The sequence below is a fragment of the Sphingobium naphthae genome (genome assembly GCF_043589935.1).
In the GTDB taxonomy this organism is placed as follows: domain Bacteria; phylum Pseudomonadota; class Alphaproteobacteria; order Sphingomonadales; family Sphingomonadaceae; genus Sphingobium; species Sphingobium naphthae_A.
In genome coordinates this window covers 881609-907220 of sequence record NZ_CP171454.1, presented here as the reverse complement: position 1 = coordinate 907220, position 25612 = coordinate 881609, and the positions used below count along the sequence as shown (strand labels likewise).

The 25612-nt window shown below is 66.2% G+C and carries 23 protein-coding genes; 9 read left to right on the top strand and 14 right to left on the bottom strand.

Annotation, left to right across the window (positions count from 1 at the left end; all coding sequences use genetic code 11):
• Positions 1-7: 7 nt before the first annotated feature.
• The 5 genes from ACGGKE_RS04480 to ACGGKE_RS04460 form a co-directional block, all read right to left on the bottom strand.
• The gene (locus tag ACGGKE_RS04480; protein ID WP_394440404.1) at positions 8-1099 is read right to left on the bottom strand and encodes an alpha/beta fold hydrolase; all 1092 of its coding nucleotides are present in this window, start codon (positions 1097-1099) and stop codon (positions 8-10) included.
• 116 nt (positions 1100-1215) lie between these two features.
• A complete protein-coding gene (locus ACGGKE_RS04475; protein WP_394440402.1) occupies positions 1216-2421 on the bottom strand; it encodes a saccharopine dehydrogenase family protein in 1206 nt (401 codons plus the stop codon).
• Between the two features lie 168 nt (positions 2422-2589).
• Complete coding sequence (locus tag ACGGKE_RS04470; RefSeq protein WP_394440400.1) at positions 2590-2937, bottom strand: GFA family protein; 348 nt, start codon at positions 2935-2937, stop codon at positions 2590-2592.
• Between the two features lie 27 nt (positions 2938-2964).
• Complete coding sequence (locus ACGGKE_RS04465) at positions 2965-4548, bottom strand: cisplatin damage response ATP-dependent DNA ligase (RefSeq protein WP_394440398.1); 1584 nt, start codon at positions 4546-4548, stop codon at positions 2965-2967.
• Positions 4549-4642: 94 nt separating this feature from the next.
• The gene (locus ACGGKE_RS04460; RefSeq protein WP_394440396.1) at positions 4643-5635 is read right to left on the bottom strand and encodes a ligase-associated DNA damage response exonuclease; all 993 of its coding nucleotides are present in this window, start codon (positions 5633-5635) and stop codon (positions 4643-4645) included.
• A 145-nt stretch (positions 5636-5780) separates the two neighbouring features.
• Between ACGGKE_RS04460 and ACGGKE_RS04455 the strand changes: the two genes are divergently transcribed.
• Complete coding sequence (locus tag ACGGKE_RS04455; protein ID WP_394440394.1) at positions 5781-7013, top strand: DUF3419 family protein; 1233 nt, start codon at positions 5781-5783, stop codon at positions 7011-7013.
• On the top strand, positions 7010-7654 hold the full coding sequence (locus tag ACGGKE_RS04450; protein ID WP_394440392.1) for a class I SAM-dependent methyltransferase: 645 nt from the start codon (positions 7010-7012) through the stop codon (positions 7652-7654). Before ACGGKE_RS04455 ends, ACGGKE_RS04450 begins: the two co-directional genes overlap by 4 nt.
• 180 nt (positions 7655-7834) lie before the next feature.
• Here ACGGKE_RS04450 and hemA read toward each other — a convergent pair whose 3' ends face one another.
• The 3 genes from hemA to ACGGKE_RS04435 all read right to left on the bottom strand — a co-directional run bounded on the left by hemA (position 7835) and on the right by ACGGKE_RS04435 (position 10551).
• The gene (hemA, locus tag ACGGKE_RS04445) at positions 7835-9061 is read right to left on the bottom strand and encodes a 5-aminolevulinate synthase (protein WP_394440389.1); all 1227 of its coding nucleotides are present in this window, start codon (positions 9059-9061) and stop codon (positions 7835-7837) included.
• A gap of 181 nt (positions 9062-9242) precedes the next feature.
• The gene (gene murI, locus ACGGKE_RS04440; RefSeq protein ID WP_394440386.1) at positions 9243-10046 is read right to left on the bottom strand and encodes a glutamate racemase; all 804 of its coding nucleotides are present in this window, start codon (positions 10044-10046) and stop codon (positions 9243-9245) included.
• Positions 10047-10104: 58 nt separating this feature from the next.
• A complete protein-coding gene (locus tag ACGGKE_RS04435; protein ID WP_394440384.1) occupies positions 10105-10551 on the bottom strand; it encodes a DUF4126 domain-containing protein in 447 nt (148 codons plus the stop codon).
• A gap of 109 nt (positions 10552-10660) precedes the next feature.
• Between ACGGKE_RS04435 and ACGGKE_RS04430 the strand changes: the two genes are divergently transcribed.
• From ACGGKE_RS04430 to ACGGKE_RS04410, 5 genes are all read left to right on the top strand, one after another.
• On the top strand, positions 10661-11203 hold the full coding sequence (locus ACGGKE_RS04430; protein ID WP_394440382.1) for a sugar O-acetyltransferase: 543 nt from the start codon (positions 10661-10663) through the stop codon (positions 11201-11203).
• A 131-nt stretch (positions 11204-11334) separates the two neighbouring features.
• Entirely contained in the window at positions 11335-11964 is a 630-nt protein-coding gene (gene plsY, locus ACGGKE_RS04425; protein WP_394440380.1) for a glycerol-3-phosphate 1-O-acyltransferase PlsY, read from the top strand.
• A complete protein-coding gene (dprA, locus tag ACGGKE_RS04420; protein ID WP_394440378.1) occupies positions 11961-13043 on the top strand; it encodes a DNA-processing protein DprA in 1083 nt (360 codons plus the stop codon). Before plsY ends, dprA begins: the two co-directional genes overlap by 4 nt.
• 112 nt (positions 13044-13155) lie before the next feature.
• Entirely contained in the window at positions 13156-15747 is a 2592-nt protein-coding gene (topA, locus tag ACGGKE_RS04415; RefSeq protein ID WP_394440376.1) for a type I DNA topoisomerase, read from the top strand.
• Between the two features lie 109 nt (positions 15748-15856).
• Positions 15857-16723 carry a hypothetical protein gene (locus tag ACGGKE_RS04410; RefSeq protein WP_394440374.1) on the top strand — a complete coding sequence of 289 codons (867 nt, stop codon included), beginning with the start codon at positions 15857-15859 and terminating at the stop codon, positions 16721-16723.
• Here the strand turns inward: ACGGKE_RS04410 and ACGGKE_RS04405 are convergent.
• From ACGGKE_RS04405 to lepB, 4 genes are all read right to left on the bottom strand, one after another.
• Positions 16720-18222 (bottom strand): ABC1 kinase family protein, encoded by a 1503-nt coding sequence (locus ACGGKE_RS04405; protein WP_394440372.1) that lies wholly within the window; start codon positions 18220-18222, stop codon positions 16720-16722. The two genes, ACGGKE_RS04410 and ACGGKE_RS04405, sit on opposite strands and share 4 nt — an antisense overlap.
• A gap of 53 nt (positions 18223-18275) precedes the next feature.
• Positions 18276-19184, bottom strand: a complete 909-nt coding sequence (gene era / locus ACGGKE_RS04400) for a GTPase Era (protein WP_394440369.1) — start codon at positions 19182-19184, stop codon at positions 18276-18278.
• Between the two features lie 157 nt (positions 19185-19341).
• Positions 19342-20025 (bottom strand): ribonuclease III, encoded by a 684-nt coding sequence (gene rnc / locus ACGGKE_RS04395; RefSeq protein ID WP_394440367.1) that lies wholly within the window; start codon positions 20023-20025, stop codon positions 19342-19344.
• Positions 20022-20846, bottom strand: a complete 825-nt coding sequence (gene lepB, locus ACGGKE_RS04390) for a signal peptidase I (RefSeq protein WP_394440365.1) — start codon at positions 20844-20846, stop codon at positions 20022-20024. Before lepB ends, rnc begins: the two co-directional genes overlap by 4 nt.
• Before the next feature lie 178 nt (positions 20847-21024).
• On the opposite strand from lepB, the gene pgi reads away from it, so the two are divergent.
• Both pgi and gor read left to right on the top strand, forming a co-directional pair.
• Positions 21025-22542 (top strand): glucose-6-phosphate isomerase, encoded by a 1518-nt coding sequence (gene pgi / locus ACGGKE_RS04385; RefSeq protein WP_394440363.1) that lies wholly within the window; start codon positions 21025-21027, stop codon positions 22540-22542.
• A gap of 127 nt (positions 22543-22669) precedes the next feature.
• A complete protein-coding gene (gene gor, locus ACGGKE_RS04380; RefSeq protein WP_394440361.1) occupies positions 22670-24016 on the top strand; it encodes a glutathione-disulfide reductase in 1347 nt (448 codons plus the stop codon).
• 32 nt (positions 24017-24048) lie between these two features.
• Here gor and ACGGKE_RS04375 read toward each other — a convergent pair whose 3' ends face one another.
• Both ACGGKE_RS04375 and ACGGKE_RS04370 read right to left on the bottom strand, forming a co-directional pair.
• Positions 24049-24759, bottom strand: a complete 711-nt coding sequence (locus ACGGKE_RS04375) for a 2OG-Fe dioxygenase family protein (RefSeq protein ID WP_394440359.1) — start codon at positions 24757-24759, stop codon at positions 24049-24051.
• Positions 24760-24831: 72 nt separating this feature from the next.
• Complete coding sequence (locus ACGGKE_RS04370) at positions 24832-25611, bottom strand: SDR family NAD(P)-dependent oxidoreductase (protein ID WP_394440357.1); 780 nt, start codon at positions 25609-25611, stop codon at positions 24832-24834.
• Between the last annotated feature and the right edge of the window lies 1 nt (position 25612).

Genomic DNA, 25612 nt, shown 5'->3' with positions numbered 1-25612 from the left:
GAAATAGCTACTCCTGATCCGCCAGCGGGCGGACATCGTTGATCAGGGCCTTGAGAACCAGGCCGGGTTCCTCGACCATCGGCATGTGGGCCGAATGTTCGAACCAGATGGTCTTCTTAGCGGGCGCCTTCAACCGGTCCATCCACTGCGCGGCCAGCGGGGAGGGCACGGTATAGTCGGTCCGGCCGAGCAGCATGAACACCGGCAGCTTCAATTCGCGAACCTGCGTGAAGCTGATGTCGGCGACGCGCGGCCACAAGATAGTGGTCGAAAACTCGCTGCCCGCTCCCCAGGCCTTGCGGTCCTCCGGCGTATATTCAGGTGAGAGGCGCGGGGTTCGGAAATAGAGCGTCGGATCAGGCCGATCGGCCATCAACGATCCATAGCGGATGGCGTAACGACGCCAGCCGTCGGCCTTTGCAATGGTGAAGGGCTCGGAGGCAGGATAGGGAGCGAGCGCCTCAATTGCCTTGACCGCTTCGGCGTCGCCGGCCTTCTTCGCCTGAGCAATAGTCCAATCCATGCCCATGCGTTCGCCGGCGCGGAAATCGATCGCCTGACCCATGCCGACATAGGCATAGAGCAGGTCGGGGCGTTTGATCGCGACCGACAGCCCCACCGCCGAGCCCCAGCTATGGCCCAGCAGGAAAATCTTGCGCTTCCCATAGCGGGTTTTGAGATAGTCGATCAATTCGATGGCGTCGTCGCGATAGCGATCCAGCGTCATGGTCGGCGCGATCGCCTCGGGATCGCTCAGCGCGTAGCTTTTTCCAGCCCCACGCTGATCCCATTGGACGACGGTGAAGAAATCCTCCCACGGCCGCTGAAACGACCAGGCAAAGGGCATCTCCACTGCGCCCGGACCCCCATGCACGTACAGAAGAATGGGGTTATCCCGGTCCGCGCCGCGCACATTGATCGCCTGCGGCACCCCGCCGAGCGTGACAACGAGATTTTCCTGCACGCCATTGGGCGTGACGATCCGATTAATGTCGGCGACGATCTCCTTCGCCGGAGCATAGGGATCGGCAGGCGGTTGGGCCGATGCGGAAGAGACGCAAAGAGAGAGGGCCATGAGGATCCGCATGAGATTTCGCATTCCAGTCCACTCCTTTATCCCTGCGCAGGCGGACATATACCGCCCTCCCCATTTCCGGACAGATCGTCGGAAATGGGTCCAGCGTGCGCGGGAAGGTTGCAGCGAGAAATCGCCGTTCAGAAGTCCAGCGGCGCGTCCAGTTCCTTTACCTGCCAGGGCAGGCCGTGCTTGTTGAGCATGTCCATGAAGGGATCGGGATCGAACTGTTCGATGTTGAACACGCCTTCGCCGCGCCACGCGCCGGTCAGCATCAGCGCCGCGCCGATCATCGCAGGCACGCCGGTTGTGTAGCTGACCGCCTGGTTGCCGGTTTCGGCATAGGCGTCCTCATGATCGCAGACATTGTAGACATAGACGGTCTTTTCCTGACCGTCCTTCTGACCCGTCGCGATGTCGCCGATATTGGTCTTGCCCTTGGTGGTCGAACCGAGGCTGGACGGTTCGGGCAGCACGGCCTTGAGGAACTGGAGCGGAATGATTTCCTGACCGTTATACATCACCGGGTCGATGCGGGTCATGCCAACATTCTGGAGCACTTCCAGATGCTTGAGGTAAGCGTCGCCGAAGGTCATCCAGAAACGGATGCGCTTGATTTCGGGATAGTGGGTGGCGAGGCTTTCCAGTTCCTCATGATACATGAGGTACATGTTCTTTTCGCCGACCTGATCGAAGTCGAACACCTGCTTGTGGCTGAGCGCCGGGCCTTCCACCCATTCGCCATTGGCCCAGTGGCGCGAGGGCGCGGTCACTTCGCGGATATTGATTTCCGGGTTGAAGTTGGTGGCGAAATGCTGGCCATGATCGCCGCCATTGCAATCGAGAATGTCGAGCGTGTCGATCCGGTCGAGCAGATGCTTCTTGATGTAGGAGGCGAAGACGCTGGTGACACCGGGGTCGAAGCCCGAGCCGAGCAGCGCCATGATGCCCGCTTCCCTGAAACGATCATGATAGGCCCATTGCCAGCTATATTCGAACTTGGCGGTATCGCGCGGTTCGTAATTGGCGGTGTCGAGATAGTCGGTCTTGGTCGCGAGGCAGGCGTCCATGATCGCCAGGTCCTGATAGGGCAAGGCGAGGTTGACGACGAGCTTGGGCTGCACCTTCTGGATGAGGGCGATGGTTTCCTCGACATTGTCGGCGTCGACCTGCGCCACGTCGATGGTGACGCCGGTGCGCGCCTTCACTGATTCGGCGACATTCTCGCAGGAAATAAGGCGGCGGCTCGCGAGCGTGATATGGCTGAAAATATCAGGATTCATCGCCATCTTGTGAACCGCGACAGAGCCGACGCCGCCCGCGCCGATGACCAGAACCTTGCTCAATATCGTCTCCCTGACTCAGGCGCGCGACACCGCGCGAAAGCGCCCATATAGGAGCAGGAGGTGACATCGCAAAGTCAGTGTGTCGGACGCTGCGGGGCGTCTGTCCTCTCCCGCTCGCGTCCGAGCCTGCCAGGGGGCTTCGCTGGGCCAAAGGCGCCGCCGCTCCATCTAGAAACTGGCGCCGTCGATGTGCTGGATGGTGAGGGTGTCGATATCGACCTCCGGCACGCAGCGCAGGTTGATCGCGCGCATGTCGCCCTCGGGCGATTGGCCGAGGGCGAATGGCTCCGTGCCGCATGTCCGGCAGAATTGATGCGTGATGGCGTGCTTGTAAAAGAGATAGTCGGTCAGCCGATCCGCGCCGCTGTCCAGCGTGAACTGGTCGGCCGGCACGAAGGTGAGGACGAAGCCTTTCCGGCTGCAATGGGAACAGTTGCAGGTCATGGCTTCGCTAGGCGCGTCGGCGGCGACGGTGAAGGTGACCGCGCCGCAATGGCAGCTTCCGCTATAAGACATGCTTGTTCTCCTTATGGTCCTTATGGATCAACTCACCAGCTTCTTCAATCCCTCGACCGTGTCCGCCTCATGCGCGGGTTTGTCCTTGCGGATGCGGGCGATGCGGGGGAAACGCATGGCGAGGCCGGATTTGTGACGCTTGCTGTCGTGGATGCTGTCGAACGCAACCTCCAGCACCAAGGTCTTTTCCACCTCCCGCACCGGGCCGAAGCGGTTGACGGTGTTCTGGCGGACAAAGCGGTCGAGCCATTTCAGTTCCTCGTCGGTGAAGCCCGAATAGGCCTTGCCCACCGGCAGCAGCTCACCATCCGGGGTCCAGCAGCCGAACGTATAGTCCGAATAGAAGGAGGAGCGCTTGCCGTGGCCGCGCTGCGCATACATCATGACGCAGTCGGCGGTGAGCGGATCGCGTTTCCATTTATACCAGAGCGCCGCCTTGCGCCCGGCGACATAGGGACTGTCGCGGCGCTTGAGCATGACGCCTTCGATCGCGGCGTCGCGCGCGCCGGCACGGATGTCGGCAAGGGCTTCGAAGTCGGGCGCCTCGATCAGTTGCGACAGGTCGAAGCGATGCGGGTCGAGCGTCGGCACGAACCCCTCCAGCCGGGCGCGACGCAGATGCCAGGGCAGGGCGCGCAAATCCTCCTCGCCGTCGATCAGCAGGTCGTAGAGGCGGACGAAGGCGGGATACTCCTCCATCATCTTCGTGGTGACGGCCTTGCGCCCGAGCCGCTGCTGAAGCGCGTTGAAGCTGGCGGCTTCCCCTCCCTGAAACTCGCCCTTCACCAGCAATTCGCCGTCCAGCACGGCATGACCGGCGAAGGCGGCGGCGATTTCGGGGAAGCTGCCGGAGATATCATCGCCCGCGCGACTGTAGAGGCGGGTTTCGCTCCCCGTGCCGACGATCTGGATGCGGATGCCGTCCCATTTCCATTCGGCGGCATAGTCAGTGAGGTCGACGCTGTCGGCCTCCAGCGGATGGGCGAGCATGAAGGGCCGGAAATAGGGCGTGCCTTCGGGATCGGGGCGGCCGCTGCGCCCCTCCGCCCAGTCGAACAGCGCTTCATAAGGGGGCGAGAGGGCGTGCCAGACCTGCTCCACATCATCGACATCGAGGCCGAACCCCTGGGCAAAGCCGGTCTTGGCGAGCCTGGCGGAAATGCCCACGCGCAGGCCGCCGGTGGCGAGCTTGAGCAAGGCGAAGCGGCCCGACGAATCGAGATGGTCCATCATCTGCGCCAGCGCCTGGGGCGCGGCGGCGCGGCTGACGCCATGGAGCCGGTCGATGACGGCTGAGAGGCTCAAGGAGCCGTCGTCCACTTCGGCGGGCTGGTCCTCGCTTTTGGGCCAGAGCAGGGCGACGGTTTCGGCAAGGTCCCCCACATAGTCGCGGCTCATTTCATAGAGGACCGGATCGGTGCGGGAGCGGATCATCTCGCCGATGGCGGAGGATTTGACCGCCTTGAGATCGAGATTGCCGGTGAGCGCGGCGAGCGCCCAGCCGCGATCGGGATCGGGCGCGTCGCGCATATAGGCGGCGATGAGGTCGAGCTTGCCGTTGCGCGAGCGGGTGTAGACGAGGCCGTCGAGGAGTTGGGAGAATTGCCTCACTCTATCTCTCCCGTTCGGTTCGAGCTTGTCGAGAACGGGGTCGCGAGCCTTCTCGACACGCTCGAACCGAACGGATGGGCGGGTGCGCGGCGCATCATCCCTCGTCCTCATCTTCCCGCCCGACCAGCGCAAGGGCGCGGGCGCGGATCTGGTGAGTCATGCACCAGTGCAGCAGCGCTTCCTCCCGCCCATGGGTGATCCAGGTTTCGGAGGGCGCGACTTCGCGGATGGTGTCGGTCAGTTCGTCCCAGTCGGCATGGTCGGAAATGACGAGGGGCAACTCGACATTCTTCTGCCGTGCGCGCTGGCGCACGCGCATCCAGCCCGACGCCATGGCGGTGATCGGGTCCGGCAGGCGGCGGCTCCAGCGATCGTTGAGCGCGGAGGGCGGCGCAAGGATGATGTGGCCGCGCATCTCCTTCGCCGGCACGCCGGTCGCGGGGCGCAGTTCGCCCAGATCGATGCCGAATTCCTGGTAGAGGGCGCACATCCGCTCCAGCGCGCCGTGGATGTAGATGGCGTCATGATGGCCGCGCCCGCGCAATTCGCTGATGACGCGCTGCGCCTTGCCCAGCGCATAGGCGCCCACAAGGACGCAGCGATCGGGATTGGCGTGGAGCGCGGCGAGCAGGCGGTCCATCTCGCTGCCGGTGTCGGGATGGCGGAAGACCGGCAGGCCGAAGGTCGCTTCGGTGACGAAGATGTCGCAGGGTATTGGTTCGAAGGGCAGGCAGGTGGGATCGGGGCGGCGCTTATAGTCGCCGGTTACGACCACGCGCTCGCCGGCATGTTCGAGCAAGATTTGCGCCGATCCCAGCACATGGCCAGCCGGCACGTAGCGGATCCGCACGCCGCCCAGCCGCACCTCCTCGCCATAGTCGACCGCCGTGCCGCTGGCGGTGCCGTAGCGCAGGCCCATGATCGCCAGGGTCTCGCGCGTCGCCCAGACATGGCCATGGCCGCCGCGCGCATGGTCGGCATGGCCATGCGTCACCAGCGCGCGCTCCTGCGGAAGGGAGGGATCGATCCACGCATCGGCGGGGCGGACATAGATGCCGGTCGGGTGCGGTTCGATCCAGTGAGCCATGGGGACAGAAGATGGGAAGGGGCGGACCGGTTCCGCAAGTCCGACCAGAAAGGCGAGTCATCGCCGAGTCACGGGCGCGTCACGCCGCCGACACGCCACTGCCCTATCGCGCGCGGACACGAACGCGCAGCGGGGAGTCGCGAACATGGCTGTGTCAGCCCACAGGAACATCACCAAGGCCGTGCATCGGCACCGCCATCTGTCGAAGCAGGGCCTGCTGGAGCGCGCCTTCACCTTCGCCTTTCGCGGGCTGGTCTACGCCCAGATCTGGGAGGACCCGGCGGTCGACATGGACGCGCTGGCGATCCAGCCCGACAGCCATGTGGTGACGATCGCGTCGGGGGGCTGCAACGTGCTGTCCTACCTGACTGCCAATCCGGCGAAGATCACGGCCGTCGACCTCAACACCGCGCATATCGCGCTCAACAAGCTGAAGCTGATGGCGGCGCAGACGCTGCCCGATCATGACAGTTTCCACCGCTTCTTCGCGCAGGCCGACAATCGCGCCAATGTCGCGGCCTATCGCAATCTGGTCGCGCCGCACCTGGACGAGGCGACGCGCCGCTATTGGGAAGGGCGCGACCTGATCGGCCGGCGGCGGATCGGCGGCTTTGCGCGCGGCATCTACAAACATGGGCTGCTGGGCCGCTTCATCGGCGCGGCGCACCTGCTGGCGCGGCTGCACGGCGTCAATCCCAAGCGCATGCTGGATGCGCGCACGCGCGAGGAGCAGCTGGAGATTTTCGAGCGCGAACTGGCGCCGATCTTCGACAAGGGGTTCGTGCGCTGGCTGACCAGCCAGCCGGCCTCGCTCTTTGGCCTGGGAATCCCGCCCGCGCAGTTCGAGGCGCTGGCCGGGGACGACCGGATGGACGCGGTGCTGAAGGCGCGTCTCAAGAAGCTTGCCTGTGACTTTGATCTGAAAGACAATTATTTCGCGGTGCAGGCGTTCGGCCGGGGCTATGCCGCCAAGGATGCGCAGGCCAAGGGGCCGTTGCCTCCCTATCTGCAGGCGGCCAACCATGCCGACGTGCGCGCCCGCGCGGCGCGGGTCGACGTGCGGCACGTCAACTTCACCGACTTCCTCGCCAGCCAGCCGGCCGCGTCCTGCGACCGCTATATCCTGCTCGACGCGCAGGACTGGATGGACGACGACCAGTTGAACGCGCTGTGGGCGCAGATCACGCGGACGGCAAAGCCGGGCGCGCGCGTGCTGTTCCGCACGGCGGGCGAGCCGAGCATCCTGCCGGGCCGGGTCAGCGACGCCGTGCTGGGGCGCTGGGACTATCGCGCCGACGCGTCGCGCGACTATACCGCGCGCGACCGCTCGGCCATCTATGGCGGCGTCCACCTCTATGTGCTGAAGGACGCTGTGTGAGCGACCATAAGGGGCTGATGGACGGGGTCTATCGCTACCAGCGGCACATCTATGACCTGACGCGCAAATATTATCTGCTGGGGCGGGACGGGCTGATCGCAGATCTGGACGTGCCTGCCGGCGGCGCGGTGCTGGAAATCGGCTGCGGCACGGGACGCAACCTGATCGCGGTCGGCAAGGCCTGGCCGCGGGCGGCGCTATATGGCGTCGATATTTCGGAGGCGATGCTGGCGACGGCGCGCGCCTGCGTGGCGAAGGCGGGGATCGGCGATCGCGTGACGCTGGCGCAGGGCGACGCTTGCGGCTTCGACGCGCAGGCGCTGTTCGGGCGCGCGACCTTCGACCGGGTGTTCATCAGCTATGCGCTGTCGATGATCCCGAACTGGGAAGCGGCGCTGCGACAGGCGGCGCGCTGCGTGGCGCCGGGCGGCCGGCTGGAGATCGTCGATTTCGGGCAGCAGGAGCGGCTGCCGGGGCTTTGGAAGCGCGCGCTGTTCGGCTGGCTGGGGGCGTTCCATGTGTCGCCGCGCGCGGGCCTGCACGCGGCGGTCGAGCGACTGGCGCAGGACGTCGGCGGCGTGGCGCAGAGCCGGGCACTCTATCGCGGCTATGCGATGCGCGGCGGGTTGATCCGGGCTTGATGGCAGGCGCAGCCCAAGAAGATTGCAGCATCTGAGCGGGCTGCTCGTCGCGAGCATTGCCGAGGGCGATTCGGCTGCCGTCAAACGCACGAAATCGACAAGCGCCATGAGGCGAGCGTCAGTGCGTGTCCTTCGACAGGCTCAGGACGAACGAATGTGGGGAAGATAGTTCCCTATGTCTCAGGCCGCCTGGCGTTCCAGCAGTTCCAGGTCCAGCCGGTCCCAGATTTCCACCAGAGCCCCCACCAGATCGCGCATCATCGCTTCGGTATGCGCGGGGCCGGGAGTGAAGCGCAGGCGTTCGGTGCCGCGGGGGACCGTGGGATAGTTGATGGGCTGCACATAGGCGCCATATTCGGCGAGCAATATGTCGCTGATCCGCTTGGCCTTGACCGGATCGCCGACCATCAGCGGGACGATATGAGTGACCGACGGCATGACCGGAAGGCCAGCCTCCGCCATCAGGCGCTTGAGGATGGCGGCGGAGGCCTGCTGGCCTTCGCGTTCCGCGCTGGAGCCCTTGAGGTGGCGCACGCTCGCCAGCACGCCCGCGACCAGCACAGGGGAGAGGGAGGTGGTGAAGATGAAGCCGGGCGCATAGCTGCGGATGACGTCGACGATCATCTGGTCGGCCGCGATATAGCCGCCCATGACGCCGAACGCCTTGCCCAGCGTCCCTTCGATGATGGTGACGCGACCGGCGACATCGTCGCGCTCGGAAATGCCGCCGCCGCGCGCGCCATACATGCCCACGGCATGGACTTCGTCGAGATAGGTCAGTGCGTTATATTCGTCGGCCAGATCGCAGATGGCGGCGATGGGGGCGATGTCGCCATCCATCGAATAGACGCTTTCGAAGGCGATCAGCTTGGGCGCGTCGGGATCTTCCGCGGCGAGCAGTTCGCGCAGATGATCGACGTCATTGTGGCGGAAGACGCGTTTTTCGCAGCCCGAATTGCGGATGCCCGCAATCATCGAGGCATGGTTCAGTTCGTCGGAGAAGATGACGCAGCCAGGCAGCAGCTTGGCGAGGGTGGAGAGCGTCGCTTCGTTCGAGACATAGCCCGAGGTGAAGAGCAGGGCCGCTTCCTTGCCATGCAGGTCCGCAAGCTCGGCTTCCAGGTCGACATGATAATGGGTGTTGCCGCCGATATTGCGCGTGCCGCCAGAGCCGGCGCCGACGTCATGCAGCGCTTCCTCCATTGCGGCGACCACCTTGGGATGCTGACCCATGGCGAGATAGTCGTTGGAGCACCAGACGGTAATCGGCTTGGGGCCGTTATGGCCGTGGAAGCAGCGCGCATTGGGGAAGGCGCCCTTGTTGCGCAGGATGTCGATGAAGACGCGATAGCGGCCCTCGCTATGGAGCCGGTCGATCGCCTGCGAAAAGATGTGCTTGTAGTTCACTTGGCCTGTCTTCCCGTTTGCTCGCGCGCTTCTTGTCTTCTGGTGGCGCTGATCCTCTGCCTGTGACGCCGCATTACCTGCGCGGTTCCATCATGGCCAGCGATAACCGCTCGCAAAGCCGCCAAGAATAGCTATCAGACTGATTGAGGAAATTGGCCATTGGACAAATGGCCTACCCCATTCAGAGCGCGTCGAGCCGATCGAGACCGTAGCGCGCCAGCGCGGGGCGAAGCGCCTGCTGGGCGGCATCAAGCCGCGTGAATACCGCCAAGCCAGGCGACGGGGCGGCGGGCCAAAGCTGGTCGCGGGTGAGGTAAGCGATGCGGCGCGCAATGCCCTCGCCGCCATGGACGAAGCCCATCGGATGCGGCGCCGCGGCGGCCAGTTCGGCCTCGACCAACGGAAAATGGGTGCAGGCAAGGACCACCATGTCCATCCGATCGCCGCCCGGCTGGATCGTGAGGCCGGCGAGCGCGGCGCGCGCCACCTGCGGGTCGAGCGCCTCGCCGCGCAGCTTGGCTTCGGCGAGTTGCACCAGCGCGGCCGAGCCATGGCGCAACACGGTGCAGTCGGCGCCATGTTCGGCGGCAAGGCGATCGACATAGGGCTGGCGCACGGTGGCGTCGGTGCCGAGCACGCCGAAGACGCGGCTGCGCGACAGCAGGGCGGCGGGCTTTATCGCCGGGACGGTGCCGACGACCGGGATGTCGAGCGCGGCGCGGACGGGCGCGAGCGCGATCGTCGAGGCGGTATTGCAGGCGATGACGGCCAGGCGTGGACGATAGCGCTCCACCAGCCGGCCGAGCAGCGCGGGGACGCGCGCGGCGATCTCCGCCTCGCTCTTGGTGCCATAGGGGAAGCCGGCGCTGTCGGCGGCGTAGACGATCGGCGCGGTCGGCAGCAACGCGCGGGCGGGCGCCAGGATCGACAGGCCGCCCACGCCGGAGTCGAAGAAGAGGATGGGGGCATCAGGCGCGACCGTCATGGCGGTTCCTGTCGCGGCAGCCGGCCCCCATGTCAACGCTGTGGGTCAGGGCCGTCGGTCAGGCCGCGCGCGTGACCGCCAGGCCGCCGGCGAGCACAACGGCATCCTCGACCACGCCGGTCGGCACCTGGCCATAGTCGCGCATCGCCTTCTTGCGCAGGGCAAGGCCTGCATAGGCGCTGGCGATGGCTACCGTGACGGCGGTGGCGGCGCCGAGCGCGCCCTTGCCGCGCGGGGCGAGCACGGCGCCCGCGAAGGCGGCCGTCATGACGCGCACGGCGAGGCCGCGCTTGACCGTGCGGTCGGGCGCGCTGTCCATCTTGTCCCCCGCCATTTCGAGGCCGGCAAGCGCGACCGCGCCCGATGCGATCAGTGGATTGCCGAGCAGCCGGGCCGCGCGGGGGGCGTCGGGCAAGAGCCCGTCGCGCGCCGCGCCCGCCAGCACGGCCAGCGGCGTGAGTGACCGCTGGCCGGCAACCAGGCCGATAAGGGCGGATCGAAGCATCGGGCGGACTCCATCATGGTCGAAAAAGGAAATGGATAAGCGCCTGAGCGGACAAAAGGATGCGGCAGCGACGCAGCATGCTATGCCGGCCGCTGCAAAGGAGAGCGGCATGAGCGAACGCAGCATGAAGCAACGCATGATTGCAGGCGAACCCTATCGCGCCGATGATCCCGAAATCATCGCCGACCAGCTTGCGGCGGCCGCGTGGATGCGAGCGTTCAACGCGACGTTGCCGCCCGAGCGGGAGGCGCTGCTGCGCGCGCGCTTGGGCGCGATCGGCGCGGGATCGACCATCCGGCCGCCCTTCCATTGCGATTATGGCTTCAACATATTCCTGGGCGAAGGCGTGTTCCTGAACTTCAACTGCGTGATCCTGGACGTGGTCGAGGTATCGATCGGCGATGGGACGCAGATCGGGACGGGCGTGCAGATACTGACCGCCGATCATCCGCGCGATGCGGCCGAGCGCGCTACCGGAATCGAATGGGGCCGGCCGATCCGCATCGGCCGCAACGTCTGGATCGGCGGCGGGGCGATCATCCTGCCGGGCGTGACAATCGGCGACGATGGGCTGATCGGCGCGGGGAGCGTGGTGACGCGCGACGTGCCGGCGGGGGCGACCATGGTCGGCAACCCGGCGCGGCCTCGCTGACCGTCGATCCTGCGGCGGCAGATCGTCGAGCTGGCGCGCAGCACGGCAAGCATATCCCCTTGGCGCAGCTTGGCCATTGCCCCGCGCGCCCGTCACGCTATGGTCGCGGCCACATTCTATCGGCGACCCTCATGACACATTATTGGCTTCTTCCTTCTGCCGTCCTGCTGCTCGGCTATCTGCTGGGCTCCATTCCCTTCGGCCTGCTGCTGACGCGCTTCACCGGCGCGGGCGACCTGCGGCAGATCGGATCGGGCAATATCGGCGCGACCAACGTGCTGCGCACGGGGCGCAAGGGGCTGGCGGCCGCGACCTTGCTGCTCGACCTGGCCAAAGGCGCGGCGGCGGTGCTGATCGGCGCGGCGATCGCCGATGGCGGCGGGCCGATGGCGGGCGCGATGGCGTTTATCGGCCATTGCTACCCCGTGTGGCTGCGCTTTGCCGGTGGCAAAGGCGTGGCGACGATGATGGGGGTGGTGACCGCGCTCTACTGGCCGGCGGGGATCGTGTTTGCGCTGCTGTGGCTGGGCATGTTGTTCGCGACGCGCTGGTCGTCGGTCGGCGGCATGTCGGCGGGGATCAGCGCGCCGATCGCGATGTGGGCGTTCGGCCGCATCGACCTGGTGCCGGTGAGCCTGGCGATGGCGCTGATCCTGCTGTGGCGGCATCGCGCCAATATCGCCCGGCTGATGAAGGGCGAGGAGCCGAAGGTCGGCCGGTCCAAAGCGGCGCCTTCGGCAGAAGAGCCGTCCGCCGAATGAGCGAGCGGGAGCGGTTCGAGCGGTTGCGGCTCATCCGCTCGCCGCGGATCGGGCCGGTCAGCTATCGGCAATTGCTGGCGCGCTTCGGCAGCGCTGGCGAGGCGTTGCGCGCCATCCCGCATCTGGCGGAGCGCGGCGGCGGCCGCGCCAGCGTCGCCGATGCGGCCGCCGTGGAGCGCGAGATCGCCGCGACGCGAGCGCTGGGTGGACGCTATCTGTTGATGGGCGATGCGGAATACCCCGCCTTGCTGGACCAGATGGAGGGCGCGCCGCCTGCGCTGATCGTGCGCGGCGACGGGGCGCTGGCGGCGCGGCCCTGCGTCGCGATCGTGGGCGCGCGCAACGCGTCGGCGGCCGCGTGCCGCTTCGCGCGCAGCCTGGCGCAGGAACTGGGGCAGCGCGCAGCGGTGGTCGTCTCCGGCCTGGCGCGCGGCATCGATACTGAGGCGCATCGCGGGTCGATCGACACCGGCACGATCGGCGTCATCGCCTGCGGCATCGACGTCATTTTCCCGCCGGAAAATGCGGGCTTGCAGGAGGATGTCGCCGCGCGCGGGCTGATCGTCACCGAGCATCCGCCCGGCGTCCAGCCGCTGGCCCGCCATTTTCCGGCGCGCAACCGCATCATCGCGGGACTGGCGCTGGGCACGGTAGTGGTGGAGGCGGCGCCCAGATCCGGGTCGCTCATCACGGCCAGACTGGCGGGCGAAGCGGGGCGCGAGGTGATGGCGGTGCCGGGATCGCCGCTCGATCCGCGCGCGCAGGGATGCAACATGCTGATCCGCGACGGCGCGACGCTGGTGCAGAATGGCGCGGACGTGATGGAGGCGATCGGCGGCTTCGACCCACGCATGGTGCGGCAGGGCAGCTTCGATTTCGTCGGCGAGCCGGTGTCGAGCGACGTGGCCGAGAGCGAGCGCGCCGCGGTGGTGGCGCTGCTTGGGCCGGCGGCCGCGCCGGTGGACGAACTGATCCGCCTGTCCGGCCTGTCGCCCGCAGTGGTGCAGACGGTGCTGCTGGAGCTGGAGCTGGGCGGCCGGCTGGAGCGCCATGCGGGCGGACGGGTGAGCCTGACCTGAAAGGGACTGGCCTTGGGCGGCCTGCTTCCCTACATCAGCGATGCTTGACGGGGGGCGTCATCCATTTCCACACTCGCGCGTGTACGTGAGAGAGTTTCATACCGGGGCCTGAATGCAGCTTGTCATCGTCGAATCGCCGGCCAAGGCGAAGACCATCGAGAAATATCTGGGCGGCGATTTCCACGTCCTCGCCAGCTATGGCCATATCCGCGACCTGCCGCCCAAGGACGGTTCGGTCGACCCGGACAACGGCTTTGCCATGTCCTGGGAAAATTATGGTGACAAGGGCAAGCAGCTGAAGGCCATTGCCGACGAGGCGAAGAAGGCCGACCGACTGATCCTGGCGACTGACCCCGATCGCGAGGGCGAAGCGATCAGCTGGCATGTGCAGGAAGTGCTGCGCGCCAAGAAGGCGCTGCCGCAGAAGGTGGACCGGGTGACCTTCAACGCAATCACCAAGGCGGCCGTGACCGAGGCGATGGCGCAGCCGCGCGCGCTGGACGAGGATCTGATCGACGCCTATCGCGCGCGCCGGGCGCTCGACTATCTGGTGGGCTTCACCCTGTCGCCGGTGCTGTGGCGCAAGCTGCCCGGCGCCAAGTCGGCGGGTCGCGTCCAGTCGGTCGCATTGCGTCTGGTGGTGGAGCGCGAGCGCGAGATCGAGAGCTTCGCGCCCCAGGAATATTGGTCGGTTGCGGCCGAGATGGAGCAGGGCGGGCAGAGCTTCACCGCGCGGCTGGTCCGCTGGAAGGGCGAGAAGATCGACCGCCTGACCATCGGCAGGGAAGGCGACGCCATTGCCGCGAAGGCGGACGTGGAGGCGGGGCGCTTCACCATCGACAAGGTCGAAACGAAGCCGCTTACCCGCAATCCCCCGCCCCCCTTCACCACATCGACGCTGCAGCAGGAAGCCGCCCGCAAGCTCGGCTTTTCGGCCAGCCACACGATGCGGATCGCGCAGCAACTCTATGAGGATGGCGCGATCACCTATATGCGGACCGATGGCGTGCAGATGGACGGCAGCGCCATTTCAGCCGCGCGCAAGGCGATCGCGGACCGTTATGACGGCGGATACCTGCCCGAAAAGCCGCGCCAGTATCAGACCAAGGCGAAGAATGCGCAGGAAGCGCATGAAGCGATCCGCCCGACCGAGTTCAGCCGCGACAAGGCGGGCTCGGGCGATCATGCGCGGCTCTACGACCTCATCTTCAAGCGCGCGCTGGCGAGCCAGATGGCGAGCGCCAGGCTGGAGCGCACGACGATCGACATGGTCGACGGCAGCGGCAGCCATACGCTGCGCGCGACCGGGCAGGTGGTGATCTTCCCCGGCTTCCTCGCGCTCTACGAAGAAGGCCGCGACGACAGCGACGACGATGATTCCAAGCTGCTGCCGCGCCTGGCCGAAGGCGATGCGCCGGCCAAGAAGCAGGTCAGCGCCGAGCAGCATTTTACCCAGCCGCCGCCGCGCTATTCGGAAGCGAGCCTGGTCAAGCGGCTGGAGGAGCTGGGGATCGGGCGTCCGTCGACCTATGCCTCCACGCTGCAGGTGCTGAAGGACCGCGACTATGTGCGGGTGGAGAAGAACCGCTTCTTCGCCGAGGAAAGCGGGCGGCTGGTGACGGCCTTCCTGGAGCGTTTCTTCGAGCGCTACGTGTCATACGACTTCACCGCGGGCCTTGAGGATGAGCTGGACGACATCAGCGGCGGCAGGGCCCAGTGGCAGCAGGTGCTGGAGGCTTTCTGGCGCGACTTCAAGCCCAAGACCGCCGAGGTGATGGAGCAGAAGCCGAGCGACATCACCGCGGAGCTGGACAAGTTTCTGGAGCCGATGCTGTTCCCGCCCAAGGCCGATGGCAGCAATCCGCGCGCCTGCCCGATGTGCGGCGACGGGCAGCTGTCGCTGCGCGGCGGCCGCTTCGGCGCCTTCATCGCCTGCTCCAACTATCCCGAGTGCAAATATACCCGCAAGTTCGGCCAGCCCGGCGGCAAGGAAGGCGAGGACACGGGACCGGAGGTGCTGGGCCAGCATCCAGAAACCGGGCAGGACATCGTGCGCAAGTCCGGCCGTTTTGGCCCCTATATCGAAATGGGCGAGGGCAAGGAGGCCAAGCGCGGTTCGATCCCCAAGGACCTCCCCGATGGCGAGCTGACCCTGGACTGGGCGGTCAAGCTGCTGAGCCTGCCGCGCGAGGTGGGGCTACACCCCGAAACGGGCAAGCCCATCGTCGCCAATATCGGCCGCTTCGGGCCCTATCTGCTGCATGACGGCAAATATGGCCGCCTGTCGAACACCGCCGAGATTTTCGAGGTCGGCATGAACAGCGCGGTGGTGAAGCTGGCCGAAGCGGCGAGCCGCGGCGGCCGGGGCGCGGCGCGCGAGCCCTTGAAGCTGCTGGGCGCGCATCCGCGCACGGAGGCGGAGATCAAGGTGATGGAGGGCCGCTATGGCCCCTATGTCACGGACGGCACGACCAACGCGACCCTGCCAAAGACGGTGACGCCCGACGCGTTGACGCTGGAGGAAGCCGCCCAGCTGATCGACACCAAGGCGGCATCGGCCCCGCCAAAGAAGGGCAAGAAGAAAGCCCCCGCGAAAAAGGCCGCAGGCGCGAAGAAGGACGCCAGCGCGAAGAAGGAAGCGGGCGCAAAGAAGCCCGCCGCGAAGAAGGCGCCGGCGAAGACGAAGGCTGCGAGCGCTGGCTGATATTCCCGCCCCGGCGTGAAGTTTTCATTCCGGATCAATAACGACTTGTCACCTGTAGTCCGGTCGAGGACCATAGGTGCGGGTCGTGCTGATTCGGGGGGAAAGGCACATGCAAGTTCAGCGAATTTTAGGTGGTGTGATCCTGTGTCTGGGATCAATCCTGATGTCCGCCTGTGCAGGCGCGGGCGGTGCGCGGGTCGAGCCGGTAACGATGGCAGTGTACCCGGACCGCGATGGTTGCAGGACGCTGAGGGAGCCCGACGTCCATGCTGGCAAGCCCAAGCCAACCGCAGCGGACTCTCGCCCGGGCGCAATCGACCTATCCTGCTTCACATTTCCCGGATCGGGCCAGACTGCCTATGTCACAGCAGCAGGGAGCGATACTGCGCGCAACCGCCTCGCTGCGGTGCTGCTGAAGCAGGCGGACGATGTGTGCACGTCTGAAAAGGCATTGTTGCTCAAACGCCAAGCTGAAGTGAATGGCTGGATGAGCATCCTCACCACTGGCCTTTCGACCACATCGACGATCGTGTCCGGGGACTTGGCGAAATCGATCCTGTCGGGTGGTGCTGCCATCACCAGCGGCAGCCGCGACCATGTGAACACCCATGTCTATCGCAACCAGATCATCCAAACGATCACCAAGGCAATCGACACGGAGCGGACCCGCCTGCACGACTTGATCGTGCCGCACCTTAAGCAGGATATCACGACTTATAATGTTGATGAGATGATCCGGGAGGTGAACGCCTATCACCAGGCATGCTCCTTTGGCACCGGGCTTCAGATTGTCATGGATTCGGTTGAGAAGCGCGAAGCGTTCAACCGCGCTGCGCAGGTGCAAAGCATCAACGACGAATTACGGGCACTCGAGACCGATCGGCGGACGGGCATCGCGGGGGCGGGTACAGATGCGCGGATCGAAACCTTGCTCGACGAGCGCATGCGGCTCGCAACCGGGGTATCGGTTGACTAGGTCATCGCAAGGGTAAGCGAGACGAGTGCGGCCGCGGCAAGCATCGCGCCGGCTAGCCATTTGGCGGCGGTGAGGGCGCCTTGATCGGTGAGGGGGGCGGGCGGTTCGCGGCTGTCCTCCAGACGGCGCGTGAGGGCGCGCAGAAGACGCGGTGCGTCGTCTGCCAGGCGGGCCGCTTCCAGAGCGAAGGCCACGGCCTTTTCCGGCGACTGGGCTGAGGCGAGGCGGTTCAGGACCAGCCGGCCGCGCGCCTTCTGCAGGGCGGCGGACAGGTCGAAGCCCGGTTGGATGGCGCTCAGAACGCCGTCCATGGTGATCAGCGCCTTGAAGATCAGTGCGAGATCGGGCGGCAGCACCAGGCCCTCCCTGCGCAGCAGCGGGAAGAAATCCGCGACCATTCTGCCCAGCACCAGAGGGCCGCTGCCGTGGCGGGCGACCAGCTGCTCGGCGGCGGCGAGCACGCCCTTGGGATCGGGCGCGCTGTCGCGCGACCAGTCGAGCAGCGTGTCGGCCAGCGTTTGGGAATCGCCCGCACGCAGGGACAGGATGAAGGTCAGGAATTGCTGCTGCCGCCGGGCGCTGACATGGCCGATCAGGCCGAGGTCGAGCAGCGCCAGTCGGTTGCCCGGCAGGCAAAGCAGGTTGCCCGGGTGCGGATCGCCATGGAAGCGGCCGTGGACCAGCACCATGTCGAGCACCAGCGCCGCGCCGAGGTCGGCAATGGCGGCTGGATCGATCCCGGCCGCGCGCAGGCTGTCTCCGTCGCGCGGGGGCAGGCCGGCGACATAGTCCATCACCAGCACGGAGTCGCTGCTGTAGCGCCAGTGGATGGCCGGTATGACGATCGCCGGATTGTCGGCAAGGTCGGCGCGCAGGCGATCGGCATTGCGGCCTTCATTGGTGAAGTCCAGCTCCTCCAGCACCGTGTCCAGCAATTGTCCGACCAATGCCTGGGGCTGGAAGCGACGGGTTTCCTTGCTGCTGGCCTCCACGATGCCGGCGAGATGAGTGATGAGCCGCAGATCGGCCTGCATGGCCTTGCGAATGCCGGGCCGGCGTATCTTCACGACGACATCGGTGCCGTCCTGCAAAGTGGCGCGATGCACCTGCGCCATCGAGGCTGCGGCGAGCGGGATCGGATCGAAGCGGGCGAAAGCGGTTTCGGGGGGCTCGCCCAGCGCGTCCTCCAGCCGCGGGCGCAGCGCTTCGAACGGCAGGGTGGGGGCGCTGCTGTGCAGGGCCGCAAATTCGGCCACCCACTGTTCGGGCAGCAGGTCGGCGCGGGTGGCGAGGATCTGCCCGAGCTTCACATAGGTGGGGCCCAGCGCTTCGAGCGCCTGTCGCGTGCGGCGGGGCAGATCGGGTGGGGGCGCGTCGCCGGATCGGCTGGCCAGGCCCATGCGCGCGAGCAGCATGTCGAGGCCGAAGCGCGTGGCGATGGCGGTGATTTCGGCCAGCCGCTCCCGGTCGCGGGCGGCAACAACGATCGTTTTCAGCATGACGCTTCAACGATCGGCGTGGACCAATGTTTCGGGTGAGGAACGGGTCGCGGTCAATCCACCCAGTCGAGGCCGATGTCGCGGTAGATGAAGCGGTCGTCCTCCCAATCTTCCTTCACCTTGACGTGCAGGTAGAGATGGACCTTGACGCCCAGCAGAGCGGCCAGTTCGGCGCGCGCCCTGGAGCCGATTTCCTTGAGGCGCTGGCCGCCTTTGCCGAGGACAATGGCGCGCTGGGTCGGACGGGCGACCAGGATCTGCTGGTGGATCTCCACCGATCCGTCCTCGCGCTCCTTATATTGTTCGGTGTCGACGGCGGCGGCATAGGGGAGTTCGGCGTGCAACTGGTGATACAGCTGCTCGCGCGTGATTTCCGCCGCCAGCATCCGGTCGGTGGCGTCGGAGACCTGATCCTCGGGGAAATGCCAAGGGCCCTGCGGCATGGCGCCCGCAAAGGCGGATTTGAGTTCGGCGAGGCCATCGCCGGTCTGGGCGGAGATGAAAAAGGTCTCCTCGAAGCCGATCCGCTCGTAAAGCTTCTGGGTGTGGACCAGCAGCTTTTCCTTTATGGCGATGTCGACCTTGTTGAGGATCAGCCATTTGCGTTCGGGGCGATGAGTGAGCGCCTCGATGATCGGCTCCATCTTGGGGCCGAGCCCCGCCTTGCCATCGACGATCAAGGCGATGAGGTCCGCGCCCTGCGCTCCGCCCCAGGCCGCCTGCACCATCGCGCGGTCGAGCCGGCGACGCGGCGCAAAGATGCCGGGCGTGTCCACCAGCACGATCTGCGCGTCGCCCTCGATCGCGACGCCCATGACGCGCGTGCGCGTGGTCTGCGCCTTGGGGCTGGTGATCGCCACCTTCTGCCCCACCAGCGCATTGACCAGCGTCGATTTGCCCGCATTGGGGGCGCCGACGATGGCGACGACGCCGCAGCGCTGGGATTCCATATCAATCGTCAAATAAAGCTCCGTTCGCCCATCGCCATATGGTCATCCCGGCGAAAGCCGGGATCCCGCTTCTTCTTGCCAGCATTGCCGAAGAAAAGCGGGATCCCGGGACAAGCCCGGGATGACGGGGATTATTGTAGGTCGTTTTTATCTTGAGAGGAAGCTGTGCCTATCCCGCCAGCTTGTCCAGCAGGGCCTTGGCGGCCGCGGTTTCGGCTTCCTGTTTCGATGCGCCGGTGGCGCTGGCTTCGCCGGCGCCCTTGATGGAGACCGCGACGGTGAAGCGCAGCGCATGTTGCGGGCCGGAGCGGTCGGTCAGCTGATATTCGGGCGGCTTGCGCTTGTTGGCGGCGGCCCATTCCTGCAGCGCAGATTTGGGATGGCGCGGCGCGCTGGTCTGGGTATCGACGCGGTCGCCCCACAGGCGGCGGACGAGCGCGCGCGCTTCGTCCAGCCCCCCTTCCAGATAGAGCGCGCCGATCAGCGCCTCCATCACGTCGCCCAGCACATTGTCGCTGTCGGCCGCGCCGTCGTCGCGCGCCTGCTTGCCCAGGATCAGGTGCCTGGGCACGCCGGCCGCGCGCGCGATGTCCGCGCAGGTTTCGCCCGATACGAGCGCATTGTAGCGGCGCGACAGCTTGCCTTCGGGTTCGTCGGTGAAGCGGTCGAACACCCATTCGCCGATCAGCAGGCCAAGCACCCGGTCGCCGAGAAATTCGATCCGTTCATAATTGACCGGCTTGGCGCTGCCATGGGTGAGCGCCTGTTCGAACGCCGCCCGGTTGCGCGGCGCGCGGCCGATCAGCTCCTTCAGCCAGCCGTCAGTATCGGGCCGGGGGGGCGTTCCGCTCAAAATCCTTCCCCGATGCGGCTCCACCGCGCGGCGGTGAACCAGGTCCAGGGGAGCAGCCAGTTGGCGCTGCCGTCGGTGGAGAAGACGGAGACCAGCGCCTTGCCGACCAAGTTCTTTTCCGGGACCAGGCCGATGCCGCCGCCTTCGACCGCGGGGAAGCGGCTGTCGGCGCTGCGGTCGCGATTGTCGCCCATCATGAACAGATGGCCTTCGGGCACCAGCACCGCGTCGCGATCATCGGCCGCGCCATCGGGCAGCAGGTCGAGCACATTGTAGCTTCTGCCGCCGGGCAGCGTCTCGCGATATTGAGGATAGCGGCACTGCCGGCCGCCGCCGTCCGCGGCTTCCTCGAATTCCGGGCGGTAGCAGGGCGAAGGGCTGCCTTCCTTCTGCGCGGTGTCGGTCATGTTGGGCGTCACGGGGATGACGAGGTCGGCGACCTTCTGCTTGGGAATGGCCTGGCCGTTCAGATAGACGGTGCCGCCGCGCACCGCGATGATGTCGCCGGGCAGGCCGATGACCCGCTTGATATAGTCATTCTTCTGGTTCGGCGGCGCCTTGAACACCACCACGTCGCCGCGTTCGGGCGTCGAGGCGAGGATGCGGCCGGGGATCAGCGGCACCGAGAAGGGAAGCGAATAGCGCGAATAGCCATAGGGCCATTTGGCGACCAGCAGATAGTCGCCGATCAGCAGCCGCGGCTGCATCGATTCCGAGGGGATGTTGAAGGGGGAGACGATGAAGCTGCGCAGGATGAAGACGAACAGGCCCAGCTTGACGAGAAACCAGAGGAAGTCCCGTGTTTCGGATTTGGCGGTCATGGATGCTGGTCTTTTCCTTCGCTCCGGCCCGGAAAAGGGCCGTCGCGGCTTTTGCGGCGTCGTAAAGGCCGCGTCAAGCACGCCCGATGGTGCATTGCACGCCGGACCTGTCTAGACAGAGACAGAATCGACCGGTGCAGCGTCGATGTCGACCAACGTCACAAAAGGATTCCCCAGCATGACCAGCCCTGCACTGCACGGTTCCCTGGCGGCCATCGCCGCGCTCCCTGAGCCCGACCTCAAGACCATCTTCACCACCGAACCCGATCGCATGTCCGCGCTGGTGCTGAACCAGGGGCCGCTGCGGTTCGACTGGTCGAAGACGCATTTGACCGCCGACCTGATCGACGCCTTCCTGGACCTCGCGCAGGAGCAGGGCTTCGCCGCGCAGCGCGACGCCCTGTTCGCGGGCGAGGCGGTCAACAACACCGAAGGCCGCGCCGCCGAGCATCCCGCCGAGCGCGGCGAGGGCAATGCCGAAAGCGTGGCGCGGGCCAAGGCGCTGCACGAGCGGATGCGCGCGCTGATCGACGCGATCGAGGCGGGCGCGCTGGGCGAGATCCGCCATATCCTGCATATCGGCATTGGCGGGTCGGCGCTCGGCCCCGACCTCATCATCGACGCGCTGGACGGCGACGGCATTCGCTATGACGTGGCGATCGTGTCCAATGTCGACGGCACCGCGCTGGAGCGGGCGATGGACAGTTTCGATCCGGCCTATACGCTGATCGCGGTTGCGTCCAAGACCTTCACCACGACCGAGACGATGCTGAACGCGGCGAGCGCGATCAACTGGATGGTCGAGGCCGGCGTCGAGGACCCCTATGGCCGCGTGATCGCGCTGACCGCCTCGCCCGAGCGGGCGATCGAATGGGGCGTGGACGAGACCCGCATCCTGCCCTTCGCCGAAAGCGTGGGCGGGCGCTATTCCCTCTGGTCCTCGATCGGCTTCCCCGCCGCGCTGTCGCTGGGTTGGGACGCGTTCGAGAGCCTGCTGGAGGGCGCGGCGGCGATGGACCGCCATTTCCGCCTGTCCGATCCGCGCGAGAATGCGCCGCTGATCGCGGCCTTCGCCGACCAATATTATGCCCGCATCATGGGGTGCCAAACGCGCGCGCTGTTCGCCTATGACGAGCGGTTGAAGCTGCTGCCATCCTATCTCCAGCAGTTGGAGATGGAGAGCAATGGCAAGAGCGTCACGCGCGATGGCGCCCCGGTCGACGGGCCGACCGCGCCGATAACCTGGGGCGGCGTGGGCACCGACGCGCAACATGCCGTGTTCCAGCTGCTGCACCAGGGCACGATCATCACGCCGGTCGAATTCATCGCCTCGATCGAGCCGGGCCATACGCTCGACCCCGCGCATCACCGCGCGCTGCTGGTCAATTGCTTCGCGCAAGGCGCAGCGCTGATGCGGGGCAAGGAGAATGCGGACGATCCCGCGCGCGCCTATCCCGGCGGGCGGCCGTCGACCACGATCCTGATGGAGGATGTGACTCCGCACGCGCTGGGCGCGCTGATCGCCTTCTACGAGCATCGCACCTTCGCCAATGCGGTGCTGATGGGGATCAACCCCTTCGACCAGTTCGGCGTCGAGCTGGGCAAGGAGATCGCCAAGTCGATCGAGGCCGATGGCCCGAGCGGCTTCGACCCGTCGACCATGGCGCTGATCGACCTGGCTCTGGGCGCGGAGTGATCCCCGGTCCGTTCGTGCTGAGTAGAGGCTCGATCGCTACTCAGGACGAACGGTCCCCCAGGTGAAACACCATTTGTAACTCACCGCGCCAGCCGCCATATCCCGCGCACCATCAGCGGAGACCGGCATGAGCGACTATGATTTCGACCTTTTCGTCATCGGTGCAGGATCGGGCGGGGTGCGGGCGTCGCGGGTGGCGGCGGCGCATGGCGCCAGGGTCGCGGTGGCCGAGGAATTTCGGGTCGGGGGCACCTGCGTCATTCGCGGCTGCGTGCCCAAGAAGCTGCTCATCTATGGCGCGCATTTCGCCGAGGACCTGAAGGATGCCCGGCGCTTCGGCTGGAACGTCCCCGATTGCGGCTTTGAATGGACGACGCTGCGCGATAATGTGCTGCATGATGTCGACCGGTTGGAAGGGCTCTACAAGAATACGCTGGAAAATCACAAGGTCGAGCTGATCGCGGAGCGGGCGACGATCACCGGGCCGCACAGCGTCAAGCTGGCGAGCGGGCGTGAGATCAGCGCGAAGGTGATCCTGGTGGCGACCGGCGCCTGGCCGATCATCCCGGAGGTCGAGGGCGCCGAGCATGGCATCACCAGCAACGAGGTGTTCCATCTGGACGAATGCCCCGGTCGCATCGTGATCGTGGGCGGCGGCTACATCGCCAACGAGTTCGCCGGCATCTTCCACCAGTTCGGCAGCCATGTGACGATGGTCAATCGCGGGGGCACGCTGCTGCGCGGCTATGACGAGACGGTGCGTGACCGGCTGCTCCAGATTTCGATGATGAAGGGGATCAATTTCCGCTTCAACGCGAAGATGGAGAAGATCGAGAAGAATGAGGACGGGACGCTGTGCGTGCGATTCGAGAGCGGCGATCCGGTTGCGGCCGACCTGGTGTTGTTCGCGACCGGGCGGCGGCCCCATACCGAGGGGCTGGGGCTGGAGACGGCGGGCGTCGAGCTGAACGAGAAGGGCGCGATCAAGGTCGACGAGTATAGCCGCAGCAGTTGCGAGAGCATCTATGCGGTGGGCGACGTGACCGACCGGCTGCAGCTGACCCCGGTGGCGATCCGCGAAGGCCATGCCTTTGCCGACACGGTGTTCGGCGACAACAAGCGCAAGGTCGATTATGGCTGCGTGCCGTCGGCGGTGTTCAGCCATCCGCCGCTGGCGGGCGTGGGCATGACCGAGGCGGAAGCGCGCAACAAGCTGGGCACGGTCAAGATCTACACGTCCGATTTCCGGCCGATGAAGAATGTGCTGGCCGGGCGCGATGAGCGCGCGCTCTACAAGATGATCGTGGATGCGACGACCGACAAGGTGGTGGGGCTGCACATGATCGGACCCGATGCGCCGGAAATCCTGCAGGCGGCTGCGGTCGCGGTGAAGGCGGGCCTGACCAAGCAGGATTTCGACGACACGGTCGCGCTGCACCCCAGCATGGCCGAAGAGCTGGTTCTGCTGAAATAGGCAAATGGTGATCCTGCGACAGCAGGACCACTTCAGACGGCCGCGAAGGTCACCACCAGCGCGTCGCGCCAGGCGGGGCGGGCGGGGTCGAGCGGATGGATTTCGGTGACGCCGTGCAGGATGCGATGATCGTCGATCAGCATCGTGTCGCCGGGATCGGTCAGAGTGAATTCGCCCAGCGCCCTGCCGTCGGGCGCGCCGATGCGAGTGACGCCTTCGCGCACATTGCAGCGTTCGACCAGCATCACCAGCACCCGGTCGACGCCGTCGCGATGCATCCCCTCGGGCGTCGGGCGCCCCTGTTCGTCGGGGCTGGCCTCGATCCGGAACTGGTGCAGTTCGACATGCCAGGCGCCCGAGCCGGCAGGGGCGAAATGGTCGGCGCAGAAGGCGAGGATCGCCTGCATCACGGGATTGGCGATGGTGGCGGGATCGACGGGATCGAACCAGCGCTGCACGTCGCCGTTGAGCGGATTATAGTCGCGGCTCTGCCAGTGGGGCTGGTGCGGCTGGCGCGTGAGGACGCCGTCGCGACAGGCGAAGGTGGCGTGGCGGCGGCGGCGATAGCGCCCGCCATCGGCCATGTAGAGATCCGGCCCCAGATGCCGCCAGCTCGTAGCGAAAGCGGCCCAGTCCGGCTCGGCGATGTCGAGCCGGTCGAACATCGCCGAGCCGGACAGGCGGGCATAGCCGTCGCGCGCAAGGGCGGCTTCGATGCGGGATAGGCTGTCCGTGTCGCTCATTCTGCTTCTCATAGCGCAAAGCAGGGAACGAGCGACAGGGCCAGTTGCCGCCAGCCGGATCGCGGCGGGGCGTCAGGCGATGGTGGGGACCATGCCCCCTTCGACCCGCAGGGCCGCGCCATTGGTCGCGGCGGCGAGCGGGCTGGCGAGATAGGCGGCCATGGCCGCGACTTCGTCCGCCTCAATGAGGCGTTGGATCAGCGAGAGCGGGCGCAGGCGAGCGAAGAATTCGGCTTCCCGCTCGGCTTCGGGCGCGTCCTTGTTGTCGACGACCGATCGGATGAAGTCGACGATCCCTTCCGACCGGGTCGGGCCGGGGAGCAGGCTGTTGACGGTGACGCCGGTGCCGCGCGTATGTTCGGCAAGGCCGCGCGAGATGGCGAGCTGCGCCGATTTGGTCATGCCGTAATGGATCATCTCGGCCGGCGGGAGCAAGCCGCTTTCCGAAGCGATGAAGAGGATGCGGCCCCAGTCGCGATCGATCATGCCGGGGAAATAGTGGCGGGCAAGACGCGCGCCGCTCACCACATTCACCTCGAAGATATGATGCCAGTCGGCGTCGCTGATGTCGGCAAAGTCCTTGGCCTCGTAGATGCCCAGATTGTTGACGAGGATGTCTGTATCAGGGACTGCGGCGATCAGGGCGGCGGCGCCCTCCGCCGTGGCGGGGTCAGCGAGGACGGGATTGACCGCGCCGCCGATCTGCGCGGCGGCGGCGTCCAGCTTGGCTTGGCTGCGGCCGGTGATGGTGACGGCAACACCCTCTTCGGCCAGACGCCGGGCGATGGCGAGACCGATGCCGGCGGTCGATCCGGTAACGATGGCGCTCTTGCCCATGAGCTTCAAATCCATG

Bases quoted from the DNA above. Each gene is read 5' to 3' on its own strand.
- ACGGKE_RS04480 (WP_394440404.1), bottom strand. From the start codon at position 1,099: ATGCGAAATCTCATGCGGATCCTCATGGCCCTCTCTCTTTGCGTCTCT.
- ACGGKE_RS04470 (WP_394440400.1), bottom strand. From the start codon at position 2,937: ATGTCTTATAGCGGAAGCTGCCATTGCGGCGCGGTCACCTTCACCGTC.
- ACGGKE_RS04460 (WP_394440396.1), bottom strand. From the start codon at position 5,635: ATGGCTCACTGGATCGAACCGCACCCGACCGGCATCTATGTCCGCCCC.
- ACGGKE_RS04455 (WP_394440394.1), top strand. From the start codon at position 5,781: ATGGCTGTGTCAGCCCACAGGAACATCACCAAGGCCGTGCATCGGCAC.
- murI (WP_394440386.1), bottom strand. From the start codon at position 10,046: ATGACGGTCGCGCCTGATGCCCCCATCCTCTTCTTCGACTCCGGCGTG.
- ACGGKE_RS04435 (WP_394440384.1), bottom strand. From the start codon at position 10,551: ATGCTTCGATCCGCCCTTATCGGCCTGGTTGCCGGCCAGCGGTCACTC.
- ACGGKE_RS04430 (WP_394440382.1), top strand. From the start codon at position 10,661: ATGAGCGAACGCAGCATGAAGCAACGCATGATTGCAGGCGAACCCTAT.
- plsY (WP_394440380.1), top strand. From the start codon at position 11,335: ATGACACATTATTGGCTTCTTCCTTCTGCCGTCCTGCTGCTCGGCTAT.
- dprA (WP_394440378.1), top strand. From the start codon at position 11,961: ATGAGCGAGCGGGAGCGGTTCGAGCGGTTGCGGCTCATCCGCTCGCCG.
- topA (WP_394440376.1), top strand. From the start codon at position 13,156: ATGCAGCTTGTCATCGTCGAATCGCCGGCCAAGGCGAAGACCATCGAG.
- ACGGKE_RS04410 (WP_394440374.1), top strand. From the start codon at position 15,857: ATGCAAGTTCAGCGAATTTTAGGTGGTGTGATCCTGTGTCTGGGATCA.
- ACGGKE_RS04405 (WP_394440372.1), bottom strand. From the start codon at position 18,222: ATGCTGAAAACGATCGTTGTTGCCGCCCGCGACCGGGAGCGGCTGGCC.
- lepB (WP_394440365.1), bottom strand. From the start codon at position 20,846: ATGACCGCCAAATCCGAAACACGGGACTTCCTCTGGTTTCTCGTCAAG.
- pgi (WP_394440363.1), top strand. From the start codon at position 21,025: ATGACCAGCCCTGCACTGCACGGTTCCCTGGCGGCCATCGCCGCGCTC.
- gor (WP_394440361.1), top strand. From the start codon at position 22,670: ATGAGCGACTATGATTTCGACCTTTTCGTCATCGGTGCAGGATCGGGC.
- ACGGKE_RS04375 (WP_394440359.1), bottom strand. From the start codon at position 24,759: ATGAGCGACACGGACAGCCTATCCCGCATCGAAGCCGCCCTTGCGCGC.
- ACGGKE_RS04370 (WP_394440357.1), bottom strand. From the start codon at position 25,611: ATGGATTTGAAGCTCATGGGCAAGAGCGCCATCGTTACCGGATCGACC.